This window comes from Methylocaldum szegediense (assembly GCF_949769195.1).
In the GTDB taxonomy this organism is placed as follows: domain Bacteria; phylum Pseudomonadota; class Gammaproteobacteria; order Methylococcales; family Methylococcaceae; genus Methylocaldum; species Methylocaldum szegediense.
In genome coordinates, this window is sequence record NZ_OX458333.1 from 59,307 (window position 1) to 82,544 (window position 23,238).

Here is a 23,238-nt window from a genome sequence, read left to right on the forward strand (position 1 = left end):
GCGTTTGGAGTTGAACTGGTGGTGAGCGCTAACCTATTTTGTTGGAGCTTTCAGCGGCAACGCAGTTTACGGTGCGTCAGCGCCGGAAACGCTGTCCGGACTTTCTGCAAGCGGTCGCGATCGAACTCCGCAGTGACCACTCCTGCGCCTTGGGGAAGACAGGCGACTACCTGGCCCCAAGGGTCCACTATCATACTGTGGCCGAAGGTTTCGCGGCCGCTGACGTGAAAACCGCCCTGATTGGCGGCGATCGTATAGCACAGGTTTTCGACCGACCGCGCACGCACGAGAATCTCCCAGTGAGCGGCGCCGGTCTGCGCGGTAAAAGCCGACGGGACGGCGAGTATATCCATACCGCTGTCCGCCATCTGCCGGAATAGTTCGGGGAAGCGGAGGTCGTAGCAAATCGACAACCCCAGCCGGCCGAATGGCGTGTCCAGAACCAGCGCTTCATGACCGGGATCTATTGTATTGGACTCGTGATACTGCTCATCGGTGCCCGGCACGCTGACATCGAACAGATGAATCTTGTCGTAGCGGCCTACCCGCTCGCCCTTGTCGTTGTACACGAGGCAGGCAGCGTAGACCTTGCCGTGATTGGCGCGGATCGGCATGGTGCCGCCAACCAGCCAGACTTTTAGCCGTTCTGCCGTCCTGGCCAGAAAATCCTGAATAGGTCCGGAACCGTCCGTTTCGGCAACGCTTAGTTTGTCGGTTTCGGATTTACCCATGATGGCGAAATTTTCCGGCAGCACGATCAGGGTGGCACCCTGGGACGCGGCTTTCTCGATTAACCGTCCCGCTTCAATCAGATTGCCGCTGACGTTGGGGCTGGATGCCATTTGGATCGCGGCGAGAACCGTTTTACTCATTCGTGTTTGTCTCCGTTTCGTTGCCAAAACCCGATAAATCTTTCATGCCGTTCCAGGCGCGGTCGAGGAGGTCGAGCGGCAAGCTGCGGCTGATCTTGGTGATTTCCGGTTCATCCCAACTGCCCTTGACGGCATACTGGGTTGCAGTGATGCTGTCCACTTCCTCGCCGACCAGTTGTTGCGCCAAAAGCACGGCGGCACCGACCGCAGGCCCGCCGGCCAAAGCGCCTGCGATGGGTAGCGCAACGCTGGTGCGGGGAATGACAGTGACGATTTGATCCAAATCTCTCGCCACCAGTCCGGCACGTCCGTCGATGACGATTTTGGCGGGAACCGCGTCGATCAGAAAGCCTTTCGTCACAGCTTGACCCCCGCCTAGCCTAAAGGTTCCCGTGACGCTGTCGTAGGCCAAGCCCTCGCCGAATAGATCGCTGAAATCAAAGGACAGTCTGCGCCACAGGGTGCTCAAGTTTAGCATACCAAGCACCCGGCCCAGCCCCGGTTCGACCTTAAGAATCGCTCCCTTGCCAAGTTTCATCCGAATCTCGCCGGTAACGCTCTCGCGCGCGAACTGCTGCGGCCCGCCCGGCCAGGACAAGGCAAAGTCGATATCCGAAGCGGTATCCCTGACTTCCCCGGCATAACCGACCGTGCTCAATAGCTCGCCGAGATTTTCGGTGTGGAGTTTCCCTTCGAAACGAGTGGACACGGTCTGATCTGCCGATCGGGTCCAGCTGCCTTCAATGTCGAAGCGATGGTTCTTGGTTCCGCCGGATAAGGTTTTGATGATCATGCCGTGGGCCCGACGTTCGGTTCGAAAGCCGAACGGTCCCAGATCGGTGTTCTGCCAGATCAGCCGCTTCGCATTGAGCTCGAGATTCGGCACCGCGGACGGATCGATGGTTTCTCCACTCCCCGGCTCGGCTTTGACGGCTTTCAGTCTGGGGAGCTTAAGGTATTCCAAGTCGAAAGCTATTGAATCGGCCGTAGCGTTGAAGCTTCCTCTGCCGTAAGCACTGTCGATGTAGCCCCGCCAGTCCTGGTTTTCGCGCGTCATGTCCAGGGTCAGGGAACCCAGAGGGTCGCCGCTCCAATACAGTGTTCTGATGTTCAGGTCCAGTTTTCGTAGAAGCGGAGCAGGGGACCGGTGGTCCGGGATGTCGAGCAGCAAGCGTCGCCACTCGGCGGCGTCGAGTTCATCCAATTGGGCGGCGATCGCCAGTCCGGGTTCCTGGGTCATAGCAGGTAGCAATCTCCCGATACCCACGCTGCCGCCTTCCAGGACGAAGCCGGCATCCGCCTCCGAAAACCTGAGTTTGGCGGTGACGTTGTGTCCATAATAGAGCTGAACCGGAATCTTGCTTCCGGCGCTAAGCGAGGTTTCGATGTAGAGGTTTTTCTTTGCTTTTTCGCGCTTTCCGAGCGGTGCCGGCAGGTCCAAGGCTACGCCCGTCATCGTGGAGGACAGCGATAACGCCAGTGAATCGCTTTCGCCATCGAGCGAGTTCGGGATCCGAAGACCGAACCGGTAATCGGTGGAGCCGCGCGCGAAACGCCAGAAATTTCCCGGGACTCGTTCCCGAAGATCCGGTACGCCAACGAGGCCTTTGATTTCAACTTCGGTTGATGCCCTTTCCTGCGAGACGCGGATGAAGGCGGGGTGATTGAACACCGAGGCGCGAATGGCGTCGGCGCTCAAACCGCTCTGTGTGAAATGTAGGGGGCCATTGATGTGTTGCAGCTCCACCCCAATGTTCTCTACATCAAACGTGGCGTCTTTGAATTCGACTTGACCGTCGATTTCGATCTTGCCTAGCTCCCGATTCAGCGGAACGGCTAAATTCAGTGAAATATCCGTATTGCCGGCCGTGGTCACGAATTTGCCGAGTCCGGCGGGAATTTCGCGGAGAGGCGTTTGAGCGAGGAAATCCAGGATAGCAGGCACCGTGGCTCGGACGTTTCCGCTCAGTTTAAGCCAGGGTGAATGCTGCAGATCGTTGGCTTCGGCATGCGCCTCCACGATCTCGCCCTGACCGATGCGGCCTTTGGTCAAGGCGAGCTCCAGACCTGGGCCGTAGAAGCGCACGGCGGCATTCGTTTGGGTTAGCGGCGGCCAATCCGGATGAAAGCGGAATGTGAGGTCTTGCGCATCGATCGACGCCTGGAATACGCCTTCGTTCCGATGAAACGGGAAATCGGCGACAGCGCCGTGGAACAGAAGATCGACACTGCGGACCTGTCCGCCGATGAGCGCCGTTTCCAGCTGGCGCGAGGTTTCGGGAGCGATTGCGAACGGCAGGTAATGTTTGATGGCGGCAATCGGCGTCTCGCCGAGTCGTACGCGAAGATCGACAAAAGGCGAGGAATCCGCCTTTTTAGGCAGGACGATGCTAAATCGTCCGTGCGCGGTGAAATCGGCGTTCTCGAGTGAAAACGAGCGTGACGAAATCGACCAATCGGTGTCGGCTTGCTGCCAAGACAGATCGGCTGCTGCCTTGGTGAGTTGGATCGGACTTTTCAGCCCCATTGTGGCCGGCTGGATCGTTCCGTTTTCAGTGGACACCGAAATCCGGCCAACTCCATCGGTACCGCACAGCGTTCCGCTCAGGCCAGAAACGCCCGGAAGCGATTCCCAGGCATTAGAACCAAAGCTATCGAACGTTCCACACAGGGCCAGGCGCTCGCCGAGCGGGCCATCGGGTGCGAAGTAAAAACGGACATTCCGCAGGGTGCCGCGCGGCTGAAGTTTTTTCAGAATTGCTCCCGTTTTTTCGTCGAGTAGCGGGAACATGTGTAAGACCGTGTCGACGTCGTTCAAATCCAGATACGACGCCGCGGCACGTATGGTGGAGACTGTTCCGTCGGCGCGCCGGGAGAGAGCGAGCGCCACCTGGGTTTCGGGCCAGGCGTCGGTCAATGCCGGCCTGAAACGGTCGATGTCCAGGCGCCAACCCTCGTTATCCCGCTGCCATCGGAACCGGCCGTCCAGGGAGGCCATGGCCAACTGGCTCTCGGTTTCGGCACGCCCTTGCAGCGCGAAGACCGGTCTCGCCAGCTCGATTTTGCCCGCCGCCGAGTCCAGTCTACCAGCCCAGTGTCCCCAGAGCTCGAAGTTTGCCAGGCCGGACTTGATGGCGAAGTCCGATGCCGGCAGGACATCGGCGATTCGAGCCATGTCCACGCGCTTGGCTTCGAGGTAAAGCGTTCCGGACCATTCCTTGGCGTGGAAGAGATTGCCTTCCGCAACCAGGACGAGCCGAAAGGATTGGCCGAGGCTTGCTGGCAAGGCGATATCAGCGCCGAGCCGGTGTTTTCCGTTGTCGTTGACGAGTCGGATGTTTGCCTTTCCGAGAGGTAAAGGAGGAAGGTTCCGCTGCAAATCCTGCCACTCCAGCTCACAGTCCAGCAGCTCGAAGCGGCCATCGGCTATGAGCCAGGCCGGCGGCTGATCGTGCACTTGCAGCCCCGCGATACCAAGTGTGCCGTCTTGCTCGCGTCTTATCGACAGTTTCGCGCCGACGATCTCGAACCGGTCGAAGCTGGGCTGGCCGGTCAACAAGGTGCGTAGCGGATCAAGGTCGAGACGGACGGTTGCGAAGCTTATTGCCGATTGGCCCAGCGCGTCGAGGATGTGGAAGCCGTCGACCGACAATACGGGATGGAATCCTCGCAAGCGGGCGGACAGACCCTCGATTCGGAGAGTTTCGCCAATCAGGGAACCGATTTGTGTTTCCAGGCTATGGCGATAGTCCGATGCCTTGGGAAATACCCAAAAGCGCAGGGCGGTAACCGTCAGTGCCAACGGAATGATGAGGCAAAGGCAAAGATAAAGCGCCGTCCGACGGATGAAACGGAGAAGGCTTTTCAAGAGTACGCACTAAAGCAGGACGACATCGTATTGCTCCTGGGTGTACTGCGCTTCCGCACGGAACTTGATGCGAACCCCTAGGAACGTCTCCAGTTCCGACAAAGTGTCGGCCTCCTCGTCTAGCAGGCGCTCGACGACTTCGTTGGATGCCAGCACGAGGAGTTCCTGAACATTATATTGACGCACTTCGCGAATGACTTCCCGGAAAATCTCCAAGCAGACCGTCTCCGGGGTTTTCAGCACACCCCGACCACCGCATGCGGGGCAGGGTTCGCACAGGATATGTGCCAGGCTTTCTCGAGTGCGCTTGCGCGTCATCTCCACTAGCCCGAGCGAAGACACCTCGCTGATGGTGTTCTTGGCATGGTCTTTTTCCAGGCTTTTTTCCAGTGCGTGCAGGACCTGCTGCTTGTGTTCCTCGTCCCGCATGTCGATGAAATCGATGATGATGATCCCGCCGATGTTGCGTAGCCGCAGCTGCCGTGCGATGGCCTGTGCCGCCTCCAGGTTGGTCTTGAAGATAGTCTCTTCGAGGCTCCGCCCGCCGACGAAGGCACCTGTGTTGACGTCTATGGTCGTCATCGCCTCGGTCTGGTCGAACACCAGATGTCCACCGGACTTGAGCATGACCCTTCGCTCCAGAGCCTTCTGGATTTCATCTTCTACACTGTAGAGATCGAACAAAGGCCGTTCGCCGGAATAGTGTTCGATGAGGGGGGCTAGTTCAGGGACGAATTCCTTGGCGAATTTGAGCAGGCGACCGTAGGTTTCACGCGAGTCAACCCGAATCTTTTCCACTCTGGCCCGGTGCAGATCGCGCAGAACCCGCATGCTGAGCGGCAAGTCCTCGTGCAGCAGGGTTTTCGGCTTGACCGTCTTGATGCGTTGCGCGATGGAGTTCCACAGCTTGAGCAGGAACAGCATGTCGTTGCGGAGTGCGGACTCTTCGACGCCCTCCGCGGCGGTGCGCGCGATGAACCCGCCCGTCGCGTGTTCTCTCTGAAAAGTTTCGATCACGTTGCGCAGCCGCATCCTCTCCTTTTCACACTCGATGCGCTGCGATACGCCGCAGGTACGGCTATAGGGCATGTAGACCTGGTACACCGACGGAATCGCGATTTCGGTGGTGAGCCGTGCCCCCTTGGCGCCAATGGGGTCTTTTACGACTTGTACGACCAGTTCTTGTCCGTCGTGAAAAATCAGCTCGATCTGGTCGGTCGGTGCCTTTTCGCGATCGACCGCGCCTAAATCTGAAATATGTAGAAATGCCGCGCGTTCCAGCCCAATGTCGACGAAAACCGCTTGCATGCCCGGCAGTACCCGGCAGATCTTGCCTTTGTAGATGTTGCCGACCAGCCCGCGGTTGCGGGTCCGCTCGATCATGACCTCTTGCAAGACGCCGTTTTCGACGAAGGCGACGCGGGTTTCCCGCAGCGTGACGTTGATGAGTATTTCGTCGCTCATGCGTCGGCTAAGGAAAAGGGATGTTCAGGACCGAGATACCGACCCGTTTCAAAAGCTCCGCCGTCTCGAAAAGCGGGAGGCCCATGACCCCGGAATAGCTGCCGGAAAGATGCCGGACGAAGATCGCACCTTTGCCCTGTATGGCGTAGGCGCCGGCTTTGTCGCGGGGTTCGCCGGTTGCCCAGTAGGCTTCGATTTCTTTTCGGCTTATCGGGCGAAACGTTACACAGCTCACGTTCAGGGCTTCCCAATGCGCGTCTCCTTGTCGCAGCGAAACGGCGCTCAAGACCTGATGTTCCCGACCGGCCAGCCGTGAGAGCATGTGCAAAGCGTGCTCGAAATCTTGCGGCTTACCCAGGATGATTCCGTCCAATACGACCGCGGTATCAGCCGCCAGCACTGGAAGTCTGCCGCCGCTATTGCGCCAGGTTTCCAGCGATTTTTCCGCCGCCACACGTTGGACGTAGGCTTCGGGCGACTCTTCCGGGTGCGGTTGCTCTTGAATCTCCGCTGGCGCCACGTCATAGCTGATGCCGAGTTGATCCAGCAGTTCACGACGGCGGGGCGATGCGGACGCCAAGATGATCTGTGGACTTTCGGTGTACATGCTAGCGATGGTAAGGGTGATGCTGCAGGATGCTCCAGGCTCGATAGATTTGTTCGGCCAGGATGATGCGAACGATCGGGTGAGGAAACGTCAATTTCGACAAGCTCCATCGTTGATTCGCTCGTTTCAAGCAGGCCGGCGAAAGCCCATCCGGCCCCCCCACCAGAAGCGCCACGTCGCGTCCACTTTCGAGCCAGCGTGCCAGGGCTTCGGCCAGCTCAGGCGTACTCCATTCCTTTCCAGCCACATCGAGTGCGACGACATACACGTCGCGCGGCAACGCCGCCAGCATTCGATCCCCTTCATCCTCGGTCACCCGGGCGATATTGACGGTCTTCCCTCGCTTTCCGGGAGCGATTTCCTTCAACACCAGTTCGCACTCCCTAGGGAGGCGTTTAGCGTATTCGGAATAAGCGTCAGTCACCCAAGCCGGCATTCGGTTACCGACCGCCACCAAATGAATCCGCATAGCACAGCGCGTCGCAAAAAAGCCGATTATAAGGCAAGCGACCGCATTGGCTGACTGCTGTGAATGCGCCGTGGGTGGTGCCGAACGAGGTGAGACCGCGCTGTATGGTCCCGTCCCCGGAAGTCCGGATTGGGCGGGACCAGCATAAATCGTATCGGTTGCGAACGAGGGCTATTCCAAGCCGAGTCGAAGATCGTCTCCTGATTCTCACCGATTCATCTTCGGTGCGTGACCAATCACGCCAGTTGCAGCATCTTGTTGAGCGCCAGTTTCGCCCAGCGCGCGTCGCTCTCCGGCACCTTGATGCGGTTGACGACATGTCCTTCCACCAGATTTTCGAGCACCCAGAGCAGATGCTGCGGGTCGGTCCGGAACATCGTCGAGCACATGCACACGGTAGGGGACATGAAATAAACATCTTTGCCCTGCGGCCTGAGTTCCTCGGCCAGGCGGTTAACCAAGTTGAGCTCCGTACCCACCAGCCAGCGGGTGTTCGGCTCCGCTTCGCGCACGGTTTTCAGAATGTATTCCGTCGAGCCGATGCAATGGGCTTTCTGGCAGACCTCGAAGCAGCATTCTGGATGGGCGATCACGCGCGTGTCCGGGTAGCGCTCCAAGAAGCGGTCGATGTGCTCGGGACGGAACATCTGATGCACCGAGCAGAAGCCTTTCCAGAGGATGATTCTTGCCCGGCGGATTTCGTCCTCGGTTAGACCGCCCATGGGCTTAGTGAAATCCCAGGTCACCATTTCGTCGAGCGGAATGCCCATGCGATAGCCGGTATTACGCCCGAGATGCTGATCGGGGAAGAACAGCACCTTTTGCCGCTGACCGAAGCTCCACTCGAGGATCTTTTGGGCGTTGCTGGAGGTGCAGACGATGCCGTTGTGTCGTCCGCAGAAGGCTTTCAGATCGGCCGCCGAATTGATGTAAGTGACCGGCGTCACGATCTCGTCGGGATCGAACACTTGCCCGAGTTCACTCCAACACCGTTCGACCGCGGCCAGGTTTGCCATGTCGGCCATTGAACAGCCTGCAGCGAGGTCGGGCAGAATCGAGACTTGTTCGGGACGCGACAAGATGTCCGCTACCTCTGCCATGAAATGTACGCCACAGAATACGATGTATTGGGCGCTGGATTTGGAGGCTTCGCGGGACAGCTTGAGCGAATCGCCGGTCAGATCGGCGTGGCGGAAGACTTCGTCGCGCTGGTAGTGATGGCCCAGAATCACGCAACGATCGCCGAGCTTTCGCTTGGCGGCGATGATTCTTTCCTCACACTCGGCGTCATCCAATAGGGCGAATTGCTGTATGGCAAGAGCGGATGTGGACATGATTCGGCAGTAACACGACTGTAATGAGGCGGTGTTAAAGCCGATAATAACACAGCAAAATAGTGTGTAATAGTTTGCGTGATAGTCAGGGCGAACCAAACGATGGCGCGACCTTGCGGTGAACTATATGAGAGTCGGATCGCAATGCATTTCGGGTCTGCCAAAGCAACAACGAATAGTCGTCTAGCCATCGTCGAAAAGCATAGCCAGTCGGGGATTCACGGTCAGCACATATGCATCGGTGTCGTGAAAGAACTCACGGACCAGGGATCCGGATAAGTCAGCTTGCCGACCGAAACCTCCACGGCGGTAGCCGTCAACCGCGTGAGCACCGCTTTCAACCATTCCCTGCTTTTCTTCCCCTGCGATCGCCCAATGTCGTTCAAAAAATCGTACGCGCTGAACCGCCATCGAACACCACCTCAGTCCACCCTGTCGGCTCCAAACCAACGTCGGGTTGAGCGTTTGGTGGTGAACAACTCGGGAATGATGAAGCCTGAAGTAGATCAATGCTTCAGAGGGCTCAGCGATGGTGGTTTAGATGCTTCTCTGTCAGCACTGCGGATAAGCGAACGTACGGAAGCCACGGCCCGCCAACTGTGGAACCGTCTTTCGGCGAGCTATCGTGAGGCCCAGGTTTACACCGATGGCTGGGAACCGTATGCCGCTGTGATTCCCATGAACCCACATCGGCCTTGCCCGAAATCGGCGGGTCGAACGTTGGAACAAGACCTTATGGCAGCGCCTGGCGCCCTATACCCGCAAATCGATCCCCATGCATGAAGCCTGCATCAGGTTTTTTCTCCACGAGGACAATCTCGATCGCATCATTCTCTAGTTAATCACTACCCGGTGCGGAACCGACCACTGAATAGGTCGAAGCGCCGATCCGACCACCACCCGAGCGGCATTCTCTGCACCGTGAGCGAATGGCAGAGGACGGGCGAAAGTCCGCCCGCGGCGAAGGCAGTAATGGCGAAGCGCCAGCCCCAAACCAGCAAGCCACAGGATCTGCTTATCCACAGTTTTTGTGGATAACGTTGTGACTCGACCGTCGATATTCGCGCTTTTGACTTGATTTCCAATACCTTACGCTCGGTGTAAAGAAAATGAACGATCCGTTACAGTCGTCCGATTTTGGGGCCGAAGACGATCAGATCACCACAGCATTTGATGCGGATGTCAACATCGCCTCTTGGCTTAGCCATCGGGATATCGTGACCGCGATAGAGTCCCGTATCGAGGTTCGGCGGTCCTTCGGAGGAAAACAGCAGAAGGCTAGCGGGTATCGTGCGAAACAGGCGAAGCATACTCGGCTAACAAGGCCATGATATCCGTATCGCAGGCCCCGCAGCCGGAACACGCACCAGTCGCTCTCGATAGGCTCTCCAGGTCGTTGACGCCTTTATCGACGAGTCGCTTAATCTGTGCCGTCGTCGTCCCGCTGCAGCGGCAAATCACATCCTTTTTCTGGTCTGGATAGTCAATGGTCATTTCAGCAAAGGAAATCTCGAATGCTATCAGAGGAGGTTCAGCATTATTTCAGCTTAAAAAGTAGGGGAGTTTAGCGATCCGGTGAGCGAAGACCGTGCGAAAGCCGGCCGTGTGGCTACGGTCTCCGCGTCCCCGTTGATTGGGAAGAATGCTGGACCAGAAATGTGCGACTGGGCAGAAATCGATCCCCAATGCAAGGAATAAGCCGCCGTTCGCCCCACACATTGCGGGCGAAGAGGAGCTCGTCACCAGGCGCGATATTATATCGTGGTGTTTACACGAGCCGACTTGGTACGTCGAACAGGGCGGCAAACGTCGACACAGAAGAAAAACGGGCGAAGCGGCCGTACATAGTTAAGACCAGTTCATCGCCCGGGGCACCTGTAGAAAGCAATTTGATTTCGACCGAGAGCATGGGGGAACACAGCAAAATCGAGTGGACCACGCACACCTTCAATCCCTGGGTGGGGTGCACGAAGGTAAGCCCGGCCTGTGACCACTGCTACGCCGAGACCTGGGCGAAGCGGAGCGGTCTCGTCACCTGGGGACCCTCCCAGCCACGCCGGAGAACCAGCGAGACTTACTGGAAGATGCCCTTGAAGTGGAATTGCGAGGCCAAGGCAACGGGCACCCGGCCGCGTGTCTTCTGCGCGTCGCTGGCGGACGTGTTCGATAACGAAGTGCCGGACGGCTGGCGCGCCGATCTGTGGGCGCTGATTCGGTCCACGCCCGAGTTGGATTGGATACTCGTAACGAAGCGGATCGGCAATGCCCCTCGGATGCTGCCGCCCGACTGGGGACCGCTCGGTTACCCGAACGTCTGGTTGCTGATCACTGTCTGCAATCAGGACGAGGCCTCCCGTGACATTCCGAAGTTATTGACCGTACCGGCACGGGTTCGTGGCCTGAGCGTCGAGCCACTGCTTGGAGCGATTGGTTTAACGACGCTCTTGGCGGGTGAAAACCGCAGGCTCGACTGGGTCATCGTTGGCGGCGAGTCCGGCGGACATGCCCGGCCGATGTCTCCGGATTGGGTGCGGGCGCTCCGCGACGAATGCGCCGCCTTGGGGACCGCGTTCTTTTTCAAGCAATGGGGCGAATGGGCGCCTGTGTCAGAGGGAGAAACGTATCCGCGCACGGCGCGGCTGATCGATGTCGAGGGCAAACGCCTCCGCCGGGCGGGCAGGAAGGTCGCGGGTCGCCTGCTCGACGGATGCGAATGGAACCAAATCCCGGAGCCGCGCCGATGAAGGAACCGACCGCGCCGTACCGGGTGCAACTGCGCCGTACCAAGGGGTGGCGTATGCCGCCGAATACCGTCAAGGTGGATCGCTCGACCCGCTGGGGCAACCCACATCCGCTGGACGCTTACCCTCGAGAGTGGTCAGTCGACGAGCGGCGACGACGTGCGCAGGCGGACTTTCGGGCCGACCTCGAGGCCGGCCGGTTAAGTTTCACCGTCGCCGATGTGCGCCGTGAACTTCGCGGCAAGAACCTTGCGTGCTGGTGTCCGCTGCCGAAGCCCGGAGAACCCGACAACTGCCATGCCGCCGTGCTGCTCGAAATCGCCGGGTCCGATCCTGCGCCTCAAACTTCGAAGTGCCCGGATTCGCGGGAGCGGAGAGGCGAGTAATGAATCCGATCCACGACCTCCTGCCCATCTGCAATTCGTCAACCCAAACCCTCTGCGCTTTTTCTGGACTTCGATGGCGTGCTTCATCCCGGCCCATCGGGGACACTTCGATACCGGCCGGCGTTTGAAGAGATCCGGTCAGGCTATCCGGACATCACATCGCCATTTCATCGAACTGGCGGGAAGGGGAGCCATTTGACGAACTCCTCGACTAATTTTCGGCGGGCTTTCGAGATCGCATCATCGGGGCGACGGAGGTCATTTCCGGACCGTATGCTCGGCAGCAGGAGATCGAGGCGTATTGCCGTACGTTTGGCATCGAACGCTGGCTGGCGATCGATGACGATGAAACGCTGTTCGTGCCAAGTGCCCGCAACTCATCCTGCTCTCGGGTAAGGATGCCCTGGACGAAGTCGGTCGGAGAAAGCTGGCGGATCGCCTCTCGGCGTGGACCCACTCTTCCTGGATGCGGTCCTAGACAATGCATCGAAAAAGTAACGGGTGAGGCCTAGAACCCGCCGATCGGGATCAAATTCCATGAAGCTTGCCCGGCTGACTCAGGTCGCCTGGGCAACCGGCTCTACCAGCGTGGGATCGTCGTTCTTCGGGCTGTTCACCCGCCGGCTTACGGGATAAAGCCGCATGGGTTCGACCGCAAACGGTTGTAGGAGAGCCTGGACGGTCTCCAACGGGGTTTCAGGATCAAGCCATACGTCATAGGCGGACGGTGGCAGGATCACCGGCATGCGGTCGTGGATCGTCGCCATGAGGGTATTCGCCCGAGTCACAATGATCGTGCAGGATTCGATCGTCTGTCCATCGCCCTCCCAGCGGTCCCATAGTCCTGCCAAGGCGAACGGTTCTCCGGATTGAAGGCCAATCGCATAGGGTTGTTTGCCCGTTCCTTCCGCTTTCCATTCGTAAAAAAAGTCTGCGGGAATCAGGCAGCGGCGTTTTCGGAATGGCTGCCGATAAGCGGGTTTGTCGGCCACCGTTTCCGCCCGCGCGTTGATAGTGGAGTAGGGCAGTTTAGACTCCTTGGCCCAGAAGGGCAGAAGTCCCCAGGTCAGCGGGACCATCTCTCGCTCGCCCTCAGGATCCAACCGCACAGCTAGGACGGGCTGTGTTGGCGCGACGTTATAGCGAGGCCGGGCATCGAAAATCCGGATCTTCGTTTCCGAAATCTCGAACTGCCGCGCGAGTCGTCCCGGAGGAGTGTATTGGGCAAAGCGTCCGCACATGGGGACAGTGTAACGCGATTGGGCGACAGTCGTCTCCTGATATGGGCACACCGAGCCGTTACGAAGATAAACCGGAGGTCGGTCCGAAGACCAGCCTCCGGCGAATTGAGTATGCAGCCGGTTGTCATGGACCGTCTGCTTGTTCGCCTAACTGTCGCGTCTCGTGTGATTATTTACCGAGAAGGAGTTATGCTCTGTTCGAAGCCCGGAGCCTTCTCCAGGAGATATTCGGTTCGTCCAAGTGAGGTTTCTCTCCATGCAGATTCGTCTTCATAAGAACGCCCGTACCACCCCGGCCGTTCGGCAGGCCATTCAAGCGTCCACGTTGAGCGAGCGCGCCTTGGCCCAAAAGCATGGCATTAGCCGAACGACCGTCCGCAAGTGGAAACACCGCTCCTCGGTCGAAGATGCCTCACACCGGCCCCACACCCTCAGAACCACGCTCACGCCCGCCCAGGAAGCCATCGTGGTCTACCTCCGCCAAGCTCTGCTCCTCCCCTTGGATGATCTCCTGGCCGTGACCCGGGAATTTCTCAATCCCGCCGTGTCCCGTTCCGGGCTAGACCGCTGCCTGCGCCGCCACGGGGTGGCGTCCCTCAAGACCCTGCTTCCGCCTACAGAGAAGGCGAAGGTCAAACCCTTCAAGGCCTATGAGCCCGGCTTCCTTCACCTGGATGTTAAGTACTTGCCCGCCATCGACGGCGAACCCCGCCGATACCTGTTCGTCGCCATCGACCGCGCCACCCGCTGGGTCTATGTCGCCCTCAAGCCCAACCGCACCGCCTTAAGCGCAAAGGACTTCCTCAAAGCGGTGATTCAGGCCGCGCCTTTCCGCATCCAGAAATGCCTGACCGACAACGGCTCGGAGTTTACCGACCGTTTCCTGACCCGAACTCGGCAGCCCTCGGGGACGCATGAGTTTGACCGCCTCTGTACTGAACAAGGCATCGAACATCGCCTGATTCCGCCGGGCCGGCCCCAAACGAATGGCCTGGTGGAACGCTTCAATGGCCGCATCGAGGAGGTGTTGCAAACCCATCACTTCGATTCAACCGCCGATCTGGACACCACCCTGCACCGCTATGTCGAGCTGTACAATCATCACATTCCCCAAAAGGCCTTAGGCCATCTCACCCCGATCCAGGCTCTCAAAAACTGGCAACTGTCCCATCCTCATCTTTTTCGAAAGAAGGTTTACGATCTTGCGGGACTTGACACAAACACGTTTCCGGCCGCTAGCGATCCTAAACTACTAAATCAGATACTCGTCCGCATAAGCTAATTAGTTAAGGAAACACAATCCACCCAATGACCAATGAATCAGATGCCTTATTCTCTTAACGGCAAACGCCATTCCCTCGATATGGGTAATGTCGATGTGACGTTTTTCTATCCGTCTGGCAGTGAAAGGCAAGGTGTCTGCTTCGACGCATAATCAATCTTTGGCAACGCTCTTGCGTTTTCTATAGAGAGCGATTGGCCAGCGATTCACCGGGGCTCAAAGACGTGAGCACCATCAGGATTTATATCCACGGTGCTGAATCAGATAGACGAGGTGTGGTCAGTGCCTTGAACGGATTGAACTGGAATTCTTCCCGTCTGGTGTAACGGCCCAACACTTTCGTCAAGAAAGGATCGCCAATCTACACCGGATATCCGGCGCCGGCACTTTCGGCCGGGACCAACGGTACTTCGCCCAGAGGACAAGGCTTTTCAGATCTTGTTTTGGAAACGTTCAGGGTAATTCAAATTGCTTTCAATAAGGCCGCGGAATCGGTGGGTTACGGCGCGTTCATAGCCCAGTGATCGAGAAAAGCTGTCTGGTACGCGCCTAACCCACCCTACGTAATGTTCACTTGAATGCCGAATAGAAGTAAGAAACTTAGCACTGATATGAGGTTGGCAAAGTCCCTCTTCGGCAAGCTGTGATAGGCGCTGCCGTTTAACAAGTATCCGGCCTTTTTGTGTCCTAGTAAAAGCAGGAACAGCTATTCAGCGTTGCCGCGGAACCAAGTGGTCAAAATTGCAACCCGCCGTTGCGCAGCACGTGCGTATCGCGCAGGCGGCGGGTCAGGCCGACTCGATCGAAGTATTCCAGGATATGGATGGCGAGCTTTCGGCCGGTGCCGATGCGGTCGCGGAATGTCGCGGCCTTTATCGTGCCGTCGGGGGTTTCCCGGGCAAGGCCGCGGACGATATCGGCCAGGGTGGCGACGGCCGTTCGGTCGAAATAGTGATCGTGCGCGACACGGTAAACCCGGCCCATGCGCGCCGCCTGCATCAGAAGCTTCCGCACCGCTGTTTCGTCCAGGGATTCCGCGCGAGCAATATCGCGCACCCGGGGCGGCTGGAAAGGACGTTCCAGGAGCAGGGGCGAAATTCGCTGCCATAGCTGTTCGTCCGCTTCGGAAAGGGTGATTTCGTGGCCCGGCAGGTGCCACCAGGAACCGTCCCGCGCACACAGCCCTTCTTCGAGCAGTTCGGCCAAGAGCTGTGCGAAAACTGCCCGTTCCAGCCGTGGTGCGGTACGAAGGCGCAGTTGCTCGGAGTTGAGACCTAGCGAGTCGGGCACGTCTTCGTGCTCTTTCTTGAGCGTTTCGATTACCGCCTGTTTAAGCCGGCTCCAGTATTCTGGCGCGAAGGCGATCGGCTTTGTTCCTGCAACGCGCCGGAGTTCTAGATTTCGGCAAAGATCGTCCAGTTCAGCCGCTGTCAGGTTGGCGTTGGCGGCGAATCCCTGCAGGTCGACCCCGTTGGGCGAAATGGAGAGCATTGTCCGCAACATCGCCTGCGGTTCGGCTTGCTCCCAGGCTGATAAGATCTCCAAGCGCTGTGCCGTACGGCGGCCACGCACTGGCGGCTGGGCATCCAGAACCCGTCCGCCGGCGAGTGTGCGCCGCGCGGAGGCGTCGCGGAGAATGCAACGATCGCCGTTGACGGCGCAGGTGGGTTTGTCCAGAACCAATTGGGCGAGAGCGTTGCCACCCGGCTCCAAAGGAGCGTCCTGCAGCAAGGCGACCCGCGCGGTGGCGTGGATAGCGCCGAGATGGACGTGCACCGGCGTCCAATGCTTCAACGGCCTGGTTTCGCTGGCGAGCAGCGTGAGCCGTACGTCGAGGCGGGTCGTCGGCAGATGGAGTTCCGGTGCCAATACCCAATCGCCCCGCTGCACTTCGCGTTTTTCCACGTCGGCCAGATTGAGCGCGCAGCGTTGCCCTGCCAACCCCTCTTCGGCCGGGCGGTTCTGTGCGTGAATGCCGCGTACCCGGACTGGGCGGCCCGAAGGCGAAAGAAGCAACCTGTCACCCACCGCGACTCGACCGGAGAAGACGGTACCCGTGACTACCGTGCCCGCACCCGCTATGGTGAAACAGCGATCGACCGCGAGTCGAAAACCGCCGCGGATGGTTCTTGTATCGAGACTCGCGGCAGCAGCCTCCAGATGGGCTCGTAGCTTGGCTACCCCCTCTCCCGTGACTGTGGAGACGGGAAACAACGGGCAGCCTTCGAGTCCGGTGCCACCAAGCAGAGTCCGGATTTCCTCGGCAACCTGGGCGATGCGACCCGGGTCGACGAGATCGGTCTTGGTCAAGGCGACGGCACCGTTTCGGATGCCGAGCAGGTCGAGAATTTGGAGATGCTCCAGGGTTTGCGGCATGGGGCCGTCGTCCGCCGCGACGACCAACAGGGCGAAATCGATCCCGGTCGCCCCTGCCAGCATGTTGTGAATGAATTTTTCGTGGCCCGGCACATCCACGAAGCCGAGAATGTCCCCGTTGGCCATCGGCGTGTAGGCATAGCCCAGGTCTATGGTCATGCCGCGCGCCTTCTCTTCCACGAGGCGGTCGGCATCCACCCCGGTAAGTGCCTTGACCAGGGCGGTTTTACCGTGGTCGATGTGGCCGGCGGTGCCTACAATCATCAGGAGGCACTATGTTGCCTTTGCCGATAAGCAAGTTCCTCTCGTGCCCAAATTACTTTGGCCGTGGATGTCCTTCCTTCACACCATCGCTGATACTGGGGATCGGTTTGATTCCCTGACGGATGAGCGACGTGAACCCAACTGAGATGGTCGCTGCGATATGTGGTTGGTTTTATGTGTCGCAATTCGCCATACACTTCCGAAAAGGCGCTCTTACACCAACTGATGAAGCTTTTATCGAGTCCGAACAAGATAAAAGTGCGTCCGGGACGCTCCGTTGAAAGGTGGGTCTTAATACACGTACGTAGAATTTTTCTAACCATGCCGTCTGCGGAACTGTCTGCACCAAGTATGTCCTCCAACTTGTAGGAGTAACTGCCATCGGCTTTAAGAACGCTGATTGAGCACTTGATAATAGAGCCAGATTGGCACTCCTTTTCGGAAGGACGGAATAGTTCATCGGGATCGTTTAGGTCTCGTAACCCAAGGCCTTTAAACAGCCACGGAAAGCGTTTTCGCATTCCTTTGAATGGGATGGATTCAAAAGTTGCCCGGCCTTTCTTTTCTTCTGCCATTGCCTTGTTTTGTGTTTCGCCTTTCGAAAATCCTAACAACCGGTACTTTGGGTCTGCCGCTCCCCAGCTTGCAGGGTTGTTTATCAATTGAACGCGCTCTCCATGTCCCCAACGTTCGAAGCCATGTTCTTGGTCGTAATTGCGAAAAAATTGCTTACACACCGTGCAGGAAATATATCCGTGACTCACTAAAAACCTCTCATTTCTCGTGGTTAACTTATAAGGACATTAAAGGGATTCCGCCTCATGATTCGATAGGTTCGCCACATTAAAATGTTACCGTTCGCCCCAAGCCATTTGATAGGCTCGGGCCCGCCCTATCAAAGCATCAAAGCACTAAATTAGGGATTTCTAAAGTCTCAAAAAGGCCAACTGGTCGGTAAATCCCGCTTCATCCTCCAGACAGCGAAGATCAAAGCGCAGAGCGCCGTCCTCCAACCGACCAATAACCGGAATCGGCAGCTCGCGAAACGCTTGGGCCAGACGGTTCAAGGCACGTCCGCCTCCCCTCCCCTTCGGCTTGAGCACGAGGCAGGCACTCGGCAGGAGGTCCACGGGCAGGGAACCGCTGCCGATTTGGCTGCGGCAGGATTCGATGGACACCTCGGCGTGCGTGTTCACGGCAGCCTGCACCATCGGCAGGATGCGCTGCGCCAGCGTTCGTATCTCTTCCTCCGTCCGCGTCAATAGACGCAGGGTCGGCAGCTGCCGGCCCAACAATTCCGGACTCCGGTAAAGCCTGAGTGTGGCTTCCAGCGCGGCCAGGGTCATCTTGTCCACCCGCAGAGCGCGTTTGAGCGGATTGCGCTTGATCTTGGCGATCAACTCTTTGCGGCCGACCAGTATCCCGGCCTGCGGCCCCCCCAATAGTTTGTCGCCGCTGAAACACACCAGATCGGTGCCTTTGGCTAGAGCTTGCTGCGGAGTTGGCTCCTTGGGCAAGCCATAGGCTGTAAGATCGATTAGCGTGCCGCTGCCCAGGTCTTCGACAAAAGGCAAACCGTTTTTGTGGGCGAGTTCCGCCAACTGTTCCTCCGGCACCGTGGCGGTGAAGCCCATGATGGCGTAATTGCTGCGATGCACCTTCATGATCAAGGCCGTGTGCGGATTCAACGCTTCGACGTAGTCCTTCAGGTGAGTACGGTTGGTGGTGCCCACTTCGCGCAGTTTCGCCCCGGCCCGTGACATGATGTCGGGAATGCGGAATGCACCGCCGATCTCGATCAGCTCTCCACGAGACACGATCACTTCTTTGCGCATCGCGAGCGTATTGAGCAGAAGAAAGACCGCTGCCGCGTTGTTGTTGACCACTGTCGCAGCTTCGGCCCCGGTCAGCTCGCGAATCAGGCCATCGATATGGTCGTCGCGATCGCCCCGGCGGGCGCTGGTAAGCTCATATTCCAGATTGCTCGGCCGGGCCAGCACCGCCAACACCGCATCGATCGCCGATTCTGCCAGCAAGGCTCGCCCCAGGTTGGTGTGCAACACCGTGCCGGTGAGATTGAATACGGGACGCAACGAGGGCGCGAACTCGGCTTCCAGGCGTTTCCGGCAATCGGCCACGAGACGCATCGTATCCGGCACCGAATCGGGCTGCGCTTTCAACGCCTCGCGCCGCTCGGCCAGCACAGCCCGTACCGCGGCGACCACGGTGGTGTGCCCGTAGCGCTCCTTCAAACCGGCGATATCGGGATGTGCCAATAGGCTGTCCACGGAAGGTAAACGGGTGTACGGATTGTCGGGGAGAGACATAGCGTTTTTGGCGGGCTATCGGATAAATCGGCCGAATTTTAGCGAGATTGGGGCGGCTCGTGGGGCTTAGAGCGTTTTTCTTTATGGCGTGGCGGTGGCTTACGAAGGACCTACTTAGAGCCTATCTCAATAGGCTTAAGAAACCCTTCGACAAGCCTGTCCTGAGCGAAGCCGAAAGGCGGTTCGCTTCGCTCACCACATCCTACCGCCGATATTAATTCCAAATCGCTTTCAATAAGGCATTAATTTTTGTAGGGTGGGTTAGGCCGCGAGGCCGTAACCCACCGCACGACCTCGAACCTGTCCTGAGCCAGGTCGAAGGGTCGGTGGGTTACGCGGAGCCTGTCCCGAGCGGAGTCGAGGGGCTAACCCACCCTACGATTCATGTTTCATTCGAATGCGGCATGGAATAACCCGTAGCCCGGTTGGAGCGCACGCGGAATCCGGGACAAACCCATTCCCCGCATTCCGCTACGCTGCATGCGGGCTACGAACTTGGTGAAGTGGGGTATAAGGTCGCGGGCTAAAGCCCACTCCCACGCTTTAGAGCGTTTTCATTTTGCTTATACGGCATAACCAGCGTTGCGGAAATCATTGACGCACTCTCCTGGCGTGAACTGGCTCAAGAGCGTTCCCATCGTGGTCGCAACCGCGTCGAGGGTGCGTTGACTCGCCTGGCGAAGCCGTGCTTTGAACTTCGCGAAGACTTGTTCGATGGGATTGAAGTCGGGGCTATAAGGCGGCAAAGGCATCACTTTGGCTCCACAGGCTTCAATCGCTTCGCGAACCCCCTTCACCTGATGGGAGGACAGATTGTCCCAGATGACCACATTCCCCAGAACCAACGTCGGACAGATAAATTCCGGCACATACGCCAAGAATAACTCGCCGTTCATAGGCCCTTCGGTGATCATGGGGGCCGTCACCCCCTCCTGGCGTAAAGCCGCCACGAAGGTGATCGTCTGCCTCTGTCCCTGCGGAACCGTTCCAATGACCCGTTCGCCTCGAGGCCCCCAGCCATACCGCCGAGTCATCGCCGTGGTGACAAAGGTTTCATCGATGAACACGAGCTGAGCCGCGTTCAGAGTCCCTTGTTCGGCTTGCCAGTGAGCACGGGCGAGGCGGACATCCTCTCGGTCTTGTTCGCCCGCCCGGAGCGTTTTTTTGAAGGTCAGGCCCAAGCGGTCAAGGTGGTACCAAAGGGTTGAGAGTTGAACCTTCACCTCCAAGACCTCACGCAGTTCCGCTAAGGTGGTGTCGGGTTTAGCGTTCAGGTAGGCGCGTATCGCCTCGTCGTATTCGGCCAAAAGCGGCCGACCGCCGCCCGCATGAGGCTTGGGTGCCAGCGTCCCGCGTTCGCGCCGCTGGCGTTTGAGTTTCTCGATGAACGACACACTCACCGAAAACCGTGCAGCGACGGCTGACGCACTCTGTCCCTCATCACAAGCGCTGATCACGCGCTGGCGAAGGTCGATGGAATAGGCTTGGCTCATCACGGATCTTTCTATCGGGAAAATTTGTAATCAGACGATTTCCCGTTTCCTCAGTTCCTTTCGGTAGAGATGAAAACGCTCTAGCTGCCGGGTATCAGCAGCAGATTGAATCCCAGGCGCTGGTAGCCTTCCTCGACCATCAGGATATCGAGACCCAGGGTGGCGAGATCGTCGGCGAAGGGGTCGACGAATGGCTCCTTCTCCCGGTTCATGAGCTTCACGTAGGTCTTGCAGCCGGCGCAGGCTTCCGCCTTGACGGCCTCCCCTGCTCCTTCGAGGCCGAAATAGGACACGTCCTTGCTGGATCCGCAGTGTATGCAATGGATGCGGGGCCGGTTCCATTCGGTGGAGCACAGGCTGCAACAGACATAGCGGAGGCCGTGCACGGAGCCGCCGGTCTGCAGCATGCTTGCCACTAGCCATGAGCCGCAGATCGGGCAGCGATACCCGCATTCGATTGTCCTGACCCTATCCTGATCCAGGCGAGCGGCAAACGATGACCAACTCACTTGCAAAGCGGCGGCCACGAAAGGGGCGAGCCCAGGATCAATGCCCTGGAAGTTGGCGCTGAGTAAACAGGTCGCCCAGCTCTCGAGTTCCTCGTCCGTCGCCTGCCGGATCCGCTCGCACAGCGCAGCGACCGGCTCCGATCCGGCACCGAGACGTTCGGCAATGAGCCGTAGCGCTTCACGCCAAGCAGGTACCTGTTGATTATCCAGCGGTCGCCTGATGATGTGAGAATCCGGCAACGGCGTCTGAAGAAACCGTTCCCACAGATCGTGCTGAACCTCGACCAGATCGGCCATCAATGCCAGGTAGCCGGCCAAGCTCGCATGGCTTTCGGCAAGTCGCCGAAAACGCGCCGCCCGCTTGGCGAATGGCGACTGCCGGGGCGGCAAGCGCAATAGTGGCGGAGCCCCTAAGCTCTGACTGCCTTTTGGCATCCCTTCGCGTGAGGAACCGACTTTTTCCAATCCGCTCAATGTTTCTCTCCCTCGGTCACCTGCTTGTACCATCCGGGATGATGTTTGCGCGCCCAAGCGCGGGTGACGGTTCCGCGTACCATGGCACCGAGGGTCCCTTTGATCCACAGCGCAGCATAGATATGAACGATGATGCTGCAAATGATGATGAAGGCGCAGACGGCGTGTAGCAGTAGCGCTAGGCGCACGATATCGATGGGGAAGTAGTGAGCGAACCAAGGTCGCCAGATGACGATGCCGGTCAGCAGAAGGACGGAGATGGTACCGATCATGGTCCAGAACAACAGTTTCTGGCCGGCGTTATAGCGGTCCACTTCCGGCAGCCCTTCCTCGCGGTTCCGCACCACGTCGCCGATGCGACGAAGCCAGACGATATCGTTGCGGGTCAGAAGGTTGTGGTGCCAGAACTTGAGGGCCAACAATGAAAAGGAGACGAACATCACGAGGCCGATGTAGGGATGCAGGATGCGCGTCCAGGTGGGACCGCCGAAGAACTGGGTGAACCAGAACATCGACGGATGGAACAGCGCCAGCCCGGAGAAGGCAAGCATGAGGAAGGTGATCGCCGTGATCCAATGGTTTAGCCGTTCCGAAGGGCTGTAGCGGTCGATCAGTTTCGGGCCGTGCTGGGTGTTCATGGCTTCTTCTCCTCGTCTTCCTCTTCGGTTTCGTTGGGACCGACGGTGATGTAATGGAAGAACCCGGCCAGGGCGGTGAAGAATATCGCGGCGGTGGCGAGGGGCTTGAAGATGCCTTTCCACAGTCCGACCATGGGGCTGATGACTGGGTCCTTGGGAAGATCGTTGTAGAGCTCGGGCTTGTCGGCATGGTGCAGAACGTACATGACGTGCGTGCCGCCGACGCCGGGAGGATCGTAGAGTCCGGCGTTCTCGAAGCCGCGTTCCTTAAGGTCCGCGATGCGCTCGTTGGCATACTCGATCATATCTTTCTTGCTGCCGAACACCAGCGCCTGGGTCGGACAAGCCTTGATGCAGGCCGGCTCCAGGCCGACCGCCACCCGGTCGGAGCAAAGGGTGCATTTGTACACCTTGTTGTCTTTCTTGGAGAGGCGCGGAATGTCGAACGGGCAGCCGGCGATGCAGTAGCCGCAGCCGATGCAGTTTTCCTCGTGAAAATCGACGATGCCGTTCGCATATTGGATGATCGCGCCCGGCGAGGGACAGGCCTTGAGGCAGCCGGGGTCGGCGCAGTGCATGCAACCGTCCTTACGGATCAGCCATTCCAGCGTGCCGTTTTCCTCGGTCTCGGCGAAGCGCATCAGCGTCCAGCTGTTGGCGGTGAGATCGTGCGGATTGGTATAAGAACCCTCGTTGATCCCGACTTCCTCGCGCAGGTCGTTCCATTCCATGCAGGCCGACTGGCACGCCTTGCAGCCGATGCACTTGGTGACGTCGATGAGCTTGGCCACCTCCATGGTCTGCCGCTGCTGCGGACTCGGCGTCGTGGTGGCGGATCGACGGACGATATCCAGGGATTGTAATGCCATTGTCTAAACCTCCGTCCGGCCCTT

General features: G+C 58.5%; 18 protein-coding genes and 2 pseudogenes. 5 read left to right on the forward strand and 15 right to left on the reverse strand.

Annotated elements, in window-relative coordinates; all coding sequences use genetic code 11:
- Positions 1-50: 50 nt before the first annotated feature.
- The 6 genes from QEN43_RS00325 to nadA all read right to left on the reverse strand — a co-directional run bounded on the left by QEN43_RS00325 (position 51) and on the right by nadA (position 8,614).
- Positions 51-872: a carbon-nitrogen hydrolase family protein gene (locus tag QEN43_RS00325; protein ID WP_026608906.1), complete on the reverse strand. Its 822-nt coding sequence runs from the start codon at positions 870-872 to the stop codon at positions 51-53.
- Positions 865-4,740 carry a YhdP family protein gene (locus tag QEN43_RS00330; RefSeq protein WP_026608907.1) on the reverse strand — a complete coding sequence of 1,292 codons (3,876 nt, stop codon included), beginning with the start codon at positions 4,738-4,740 and terminating at the stop codon, positions 865-867. Before QEN43_RS00330 ends, QEN43_RS00325 begins: the two co-directional genes overlap by 8 nt.
- A gap of 9 nt (positions 4,741-4,749) precedes the next feature.
- A complete protein-coding gene (rng, locus tag QEN43_RS00335; protein ID WP_317963600.1) occupies positions 4,750-6,204 on the reverse strand; it encodes a ribonuclease G in 1,455 nt (484 codons plus the stop codon).
- Between the two features lie 7 nt (positions 6,205-6,211).
- On the reverse strand, positions 6,212-6,811 hold the full coding sequence (locus QEN43_RS00340) for a Maf family protein (RefSeq protein WP_026608909.1): 600 nt from the start codon (positions 6,809-6,811) through the stop codon (positions 6,212-6,214).
- A gap of 1 nt (position 6,812) precedes the next feature.
- A complete protein-coding gene (gene rlmH / locus QEN43_RS00345) occupies positions 6,813-7,280 on the reverse strand; it encodes a 23S rRNA (pseudouridine(1915)-N(3))-methyltransferase RlmH (protein ID WP_026608910.1) in 468 nt (155 codons plus the stop codon).
- A gap of 236 nt (positions 7,281-7,516) precedes the next feature.
- Complete coding sequence (gene nadA, locus QEN43_RS00350) at positions 7,517-8,614, reverse strand: quinolinate synthase NadA (RefSeq protein WP_026608911.1); 1,098 nt, start codon at positions 8,612-8,614, stop codon at positions 7,517-7,519.
- 285 nt (positions 8,615-8,899) lie between these two features.
- Between nadA and QEN43_RS00355 the strand changes: the two genes are divergently transcribed.
- Positions 8,900-9,397, forward strand: coding sequence for a hypothetical protein (locus QEN43_RS00355; protein WP_156912620.1), 498 nt, complete (start codon positions 8,900-8,902; stop codon positions 9,395-9,397).
- Positions 9,398-9,892: 495 nt separating this feature from the next.
- Here the strand turns inward: QEN43_RS00355 and QEN43_RS00360 are convergent, their stop codons facing one another.
- Complete coding sequence (locus QEN43_RS00360; RefSeq protein ID WP_084161568.1) at positions 9,893-10,108, reverse strand: (2Fe-2S)-binding protein; 216 nt, start codon at positions 10,106-10,108, stop codon at positions 9,893-9,895.
- Between the two features lie 413 nt (positions 10,109-10,521).
- Between QEN43_RS00360 and QEN43_RS00365 the strand changes: the two genes are divergently transcribed.
- From QEN43_RS00365 to QEN43_RS21585, 3 genes and pseudogenes are all read left to right on the forward strand, one after another.
- Entirely contained in the window at positions 10,522-11,358 is an 837-nt protein-coding gene (locus QEN43_RS00365; RefSeq protein ID WP_026608914.1) for a phage Gp37/Gp68 family protein, read from the forward strand.
- The gene (locus tag QEN43_RS00370) at positions 11,355-11,741 is read left to right on the forward strand and encodes a DUF4326 domain-containing protein (protein WP_084161570.1); all 387 of its coding nucleotides are present in this window, start codon (positions 11,355-11,357) and stop codon (positions 11,739-11,741) included. Before QEN43_RS00365 ends, QEN43_RS00370 begins: the two co-directional genes overlap by 4 nt.
- Before the next feature lie 233 nt (positions 11,742-11,974).
- Positions 11,975-12,253: pseudogene (locus QEN43_RS21585) on the forward strand (hypothetical protein); the annotation flags it as partial.
- A gap of 45 nt (positions 12,254-12,298) precedes the next feature.
- On the opposite strand, the gene QEN43_RS00375 reads toward QEN43_RS21585, so the two are convergent.
- On the reverse strand, positions 12,299-12,982 hold the full coding sequence (locus QEN43_RS00375; protein WP_026608915.1) for an SOS response-associated peptidase: 684 nt from the start codon (positions 12,980-12,982) through the stop codon (positions 12,299-12,301).
- Between the two features lie 256 nt (positions 12,983-13,238).
- On the opposite strand from QEN43_RS00375, the pseudogene QEN43_RS00380 reads away from it, so the two are divergent.
- Positions 13,239-14,198: pseudogene (locus tag QEN43_RS00380) on the forward strand (IS481 family transposase); the annotation flags it as partial.
- 801 nt (positions 14,199-14,999) lie between these two features.
- On the opposite strand, the gene selB reads toward QEN43_RS00380, so the two are convergent.
- From selB to fdxH, 7 genes are all read right to left on the reverse strand, one after another.
- A complete protein-coding gene (gene selB, locus QEN43_RS00385; RefSeq protein ID WP_026610361.1) occupies positions 15,000-16,904 on the reverse strand; it encodes a selenocysteine-specific translation elongation factor in 1,905 nt (634 codons plus the stop codon).
- Complete coding sequence (locus tag QEN43_RS00390) at positions 16,904-17,668, reverse strand: hypothetical protein (RefSeq protein WP_156912762.1); 765 nt, start codon at positions 17,666-17,668, stop codon at positions 16,904-16,906. The genes selB and QEN43_RS00390 overlap by 1 nt, the downstream gene beginning before the upstream one ends.
- 162 nt (positions 17,669-17,830) lie before the next feature.
- Positions 17,831-19,231 carry an L-seryl-tRNA(Sec) selenium transferase gene (selA, locus tag QEN43_RS00395; RefSeq protein WP_036268853.1) on the reverse strand — a complete coding sequence of 467 codons (1,401 nt, stop codon included), beginning with the start codon at positions 19,229-19,231 and terminating at the stop codon, positions 17,831-17,833.
- 563 nt (positions 19,232-19,794) lie between these two features.
- On the reverse strand, positions 19,795-20,724 hold the full coding sequence (locus QEN43_RS00400; RefSeq protein ID WP_317963601.1) for an IS630 family transposase: 930 nt from the start codon (positions 20,722-20,724) through the stop codon (positions 19,795-19,797).
- 80 nt (positions 20,725-20,804) lie between these two features.
- Entirely contained in the window at positions 20,805-21,668 is an 864-nt protein-coding gene (fdhE, locus tag QEN43_RS00405) for a formate dehydrogenase accessory protein FdhE (RefSeq protein ID WP_026608919.1), read from the reverse strand.
- Positions 21,669-21,703: 35 nt separating this feature from the next.
- Positions 21,704-22,345: a formate dehydrogenase subunit gamma gene (locus QEN43_RS00410; protein ID WP_026608918.1), complete on the reverse strand. Its 642-nt coding sequence runs from the start codon at positions 22,343-22,345 to the stop codon at positions 21,704-21,706.
- A complete protein-coding gene (gene fdxH / locus QEN43_RS00415) occupies positions 22,342-23,214 on the reverse strand; it encodes a formate dehydrogenase subunit beta (RefSeq protein ID WP_026608917.1) in 873 nt (290 codons plus the stop codon). The genes QEN43_RS00410 and fdxH overlap by 4 nt, the downstream gene beginning before the upstream one ends.
- Between the last annotated feature and the right edge of the window lie 24 nt (positions 23,215-23,238).

Excerpts from the sequence above, each read along its gene's own strand:
- QEN43_RS00325 (WP_026608906.1), bottom strand. The coding sequence starts at position 872 with ATGAGTAAAACGGTTCTCGCCGCGATCCAAATGGCATCCAGCCCCAAC.
- rng (WP_317963600.1), bottom strand. The coding sequence starts at position 6,204 with ATGAGCGACGAAATACTCATCAACGTCACGCTGCGGGAAACCCGCGTC.
- QEN43_RS00340 (WP_026608909.1), bottom strand. The coding sequence starts at position 6,811 with ATGTACACCGAAAGTCCACAGATCATCTTGGCGTCCGCATCGCCCCGC.
- rlmH (WP_026608910.1), bottom strand. The coding sequence starts at position 7,280 with ATGCGGATTCATTTGGTGGCGGTCGGTAACCGAATGCCGGCTTGGGTG.
- nadA (WP_026608911.1), bottom strand. The coding sequence starts at position 8,614 with ATGTCCACATCCGCTCTTGCCATACAGCAATTCGCCCTATTGGATGAC.
- QEN43_RS00360 (WP_084161568.1), bottom strand. The coding sequence starts at position 10,108 with ATGACCATTGACTATCCAGACCAGAAAAAGGATGTGATTTGCCGCTGC.
- QEN43_RS00365 (WP_026608914.1), top strand. The coding sequence starts at position 10,522 with ATGGGGGAACACAGCAAAATCGAGTGGACCACGCACACCTTCAATCCC.
- QEN43_RS00370 (WP_084161570.1), top strand. The coding sequence starts at position 11,355 with ATGAAGGAACCGACCGCGCCGTACCGGGTGCAACTGCGCCGTACCAAG.
- QEN43_RS00375 (WP_026608915.1), bottom strand. The coding sequence starts at position 12,982 with ATGTGCGGACGCTTTGCCCAATACACTCCTCCGGGACGACTCGCGCGG.
- selB (WP_026610361.1), bottom strand. The coding sequence starts at position 16,904 with ATGATTGTAGGCACCGCCGGCCACATCGACCACGGTAAAACCGCCCTG.
- selA (WP_036268853.1), bottom strand. The coding sequence starts at position 19,231 with ATGTCTCTCCCCGACAATCCGTACACCCGTTTACCTTCCGTGGACAGC.
- QEN43_RS00400 (WP_317963601.1), bottom strand. The coding sequence starts at position 20,724 with ATGAGCCAAGCCTATTCCATCGACCTTCGCCAGCGCGTGATCAGCGCT.
- fdhE (WP_026608919.1), bottom strand. The coding sequence starts at position 21,668 with ATGCCAAAAGGCAGTCAGAGCTTAGGGGCTCCGCCACTATTGCGCTTG.
- QEN43_RS00410 (WP_026608918.1), bottom strand. The coding sequence starts at position 22,345 with ATGAACACCCAGCACGGCCCGAAACTGATCGACCGCTACAGCCCTTCG.
- fdxH (WP_026608917.1), bottom strand. The coding sequence starts at position 23,214 with ATGGCATTACAATCCCTGGATATCGTCCGTCGATCCGCCACCACGACG.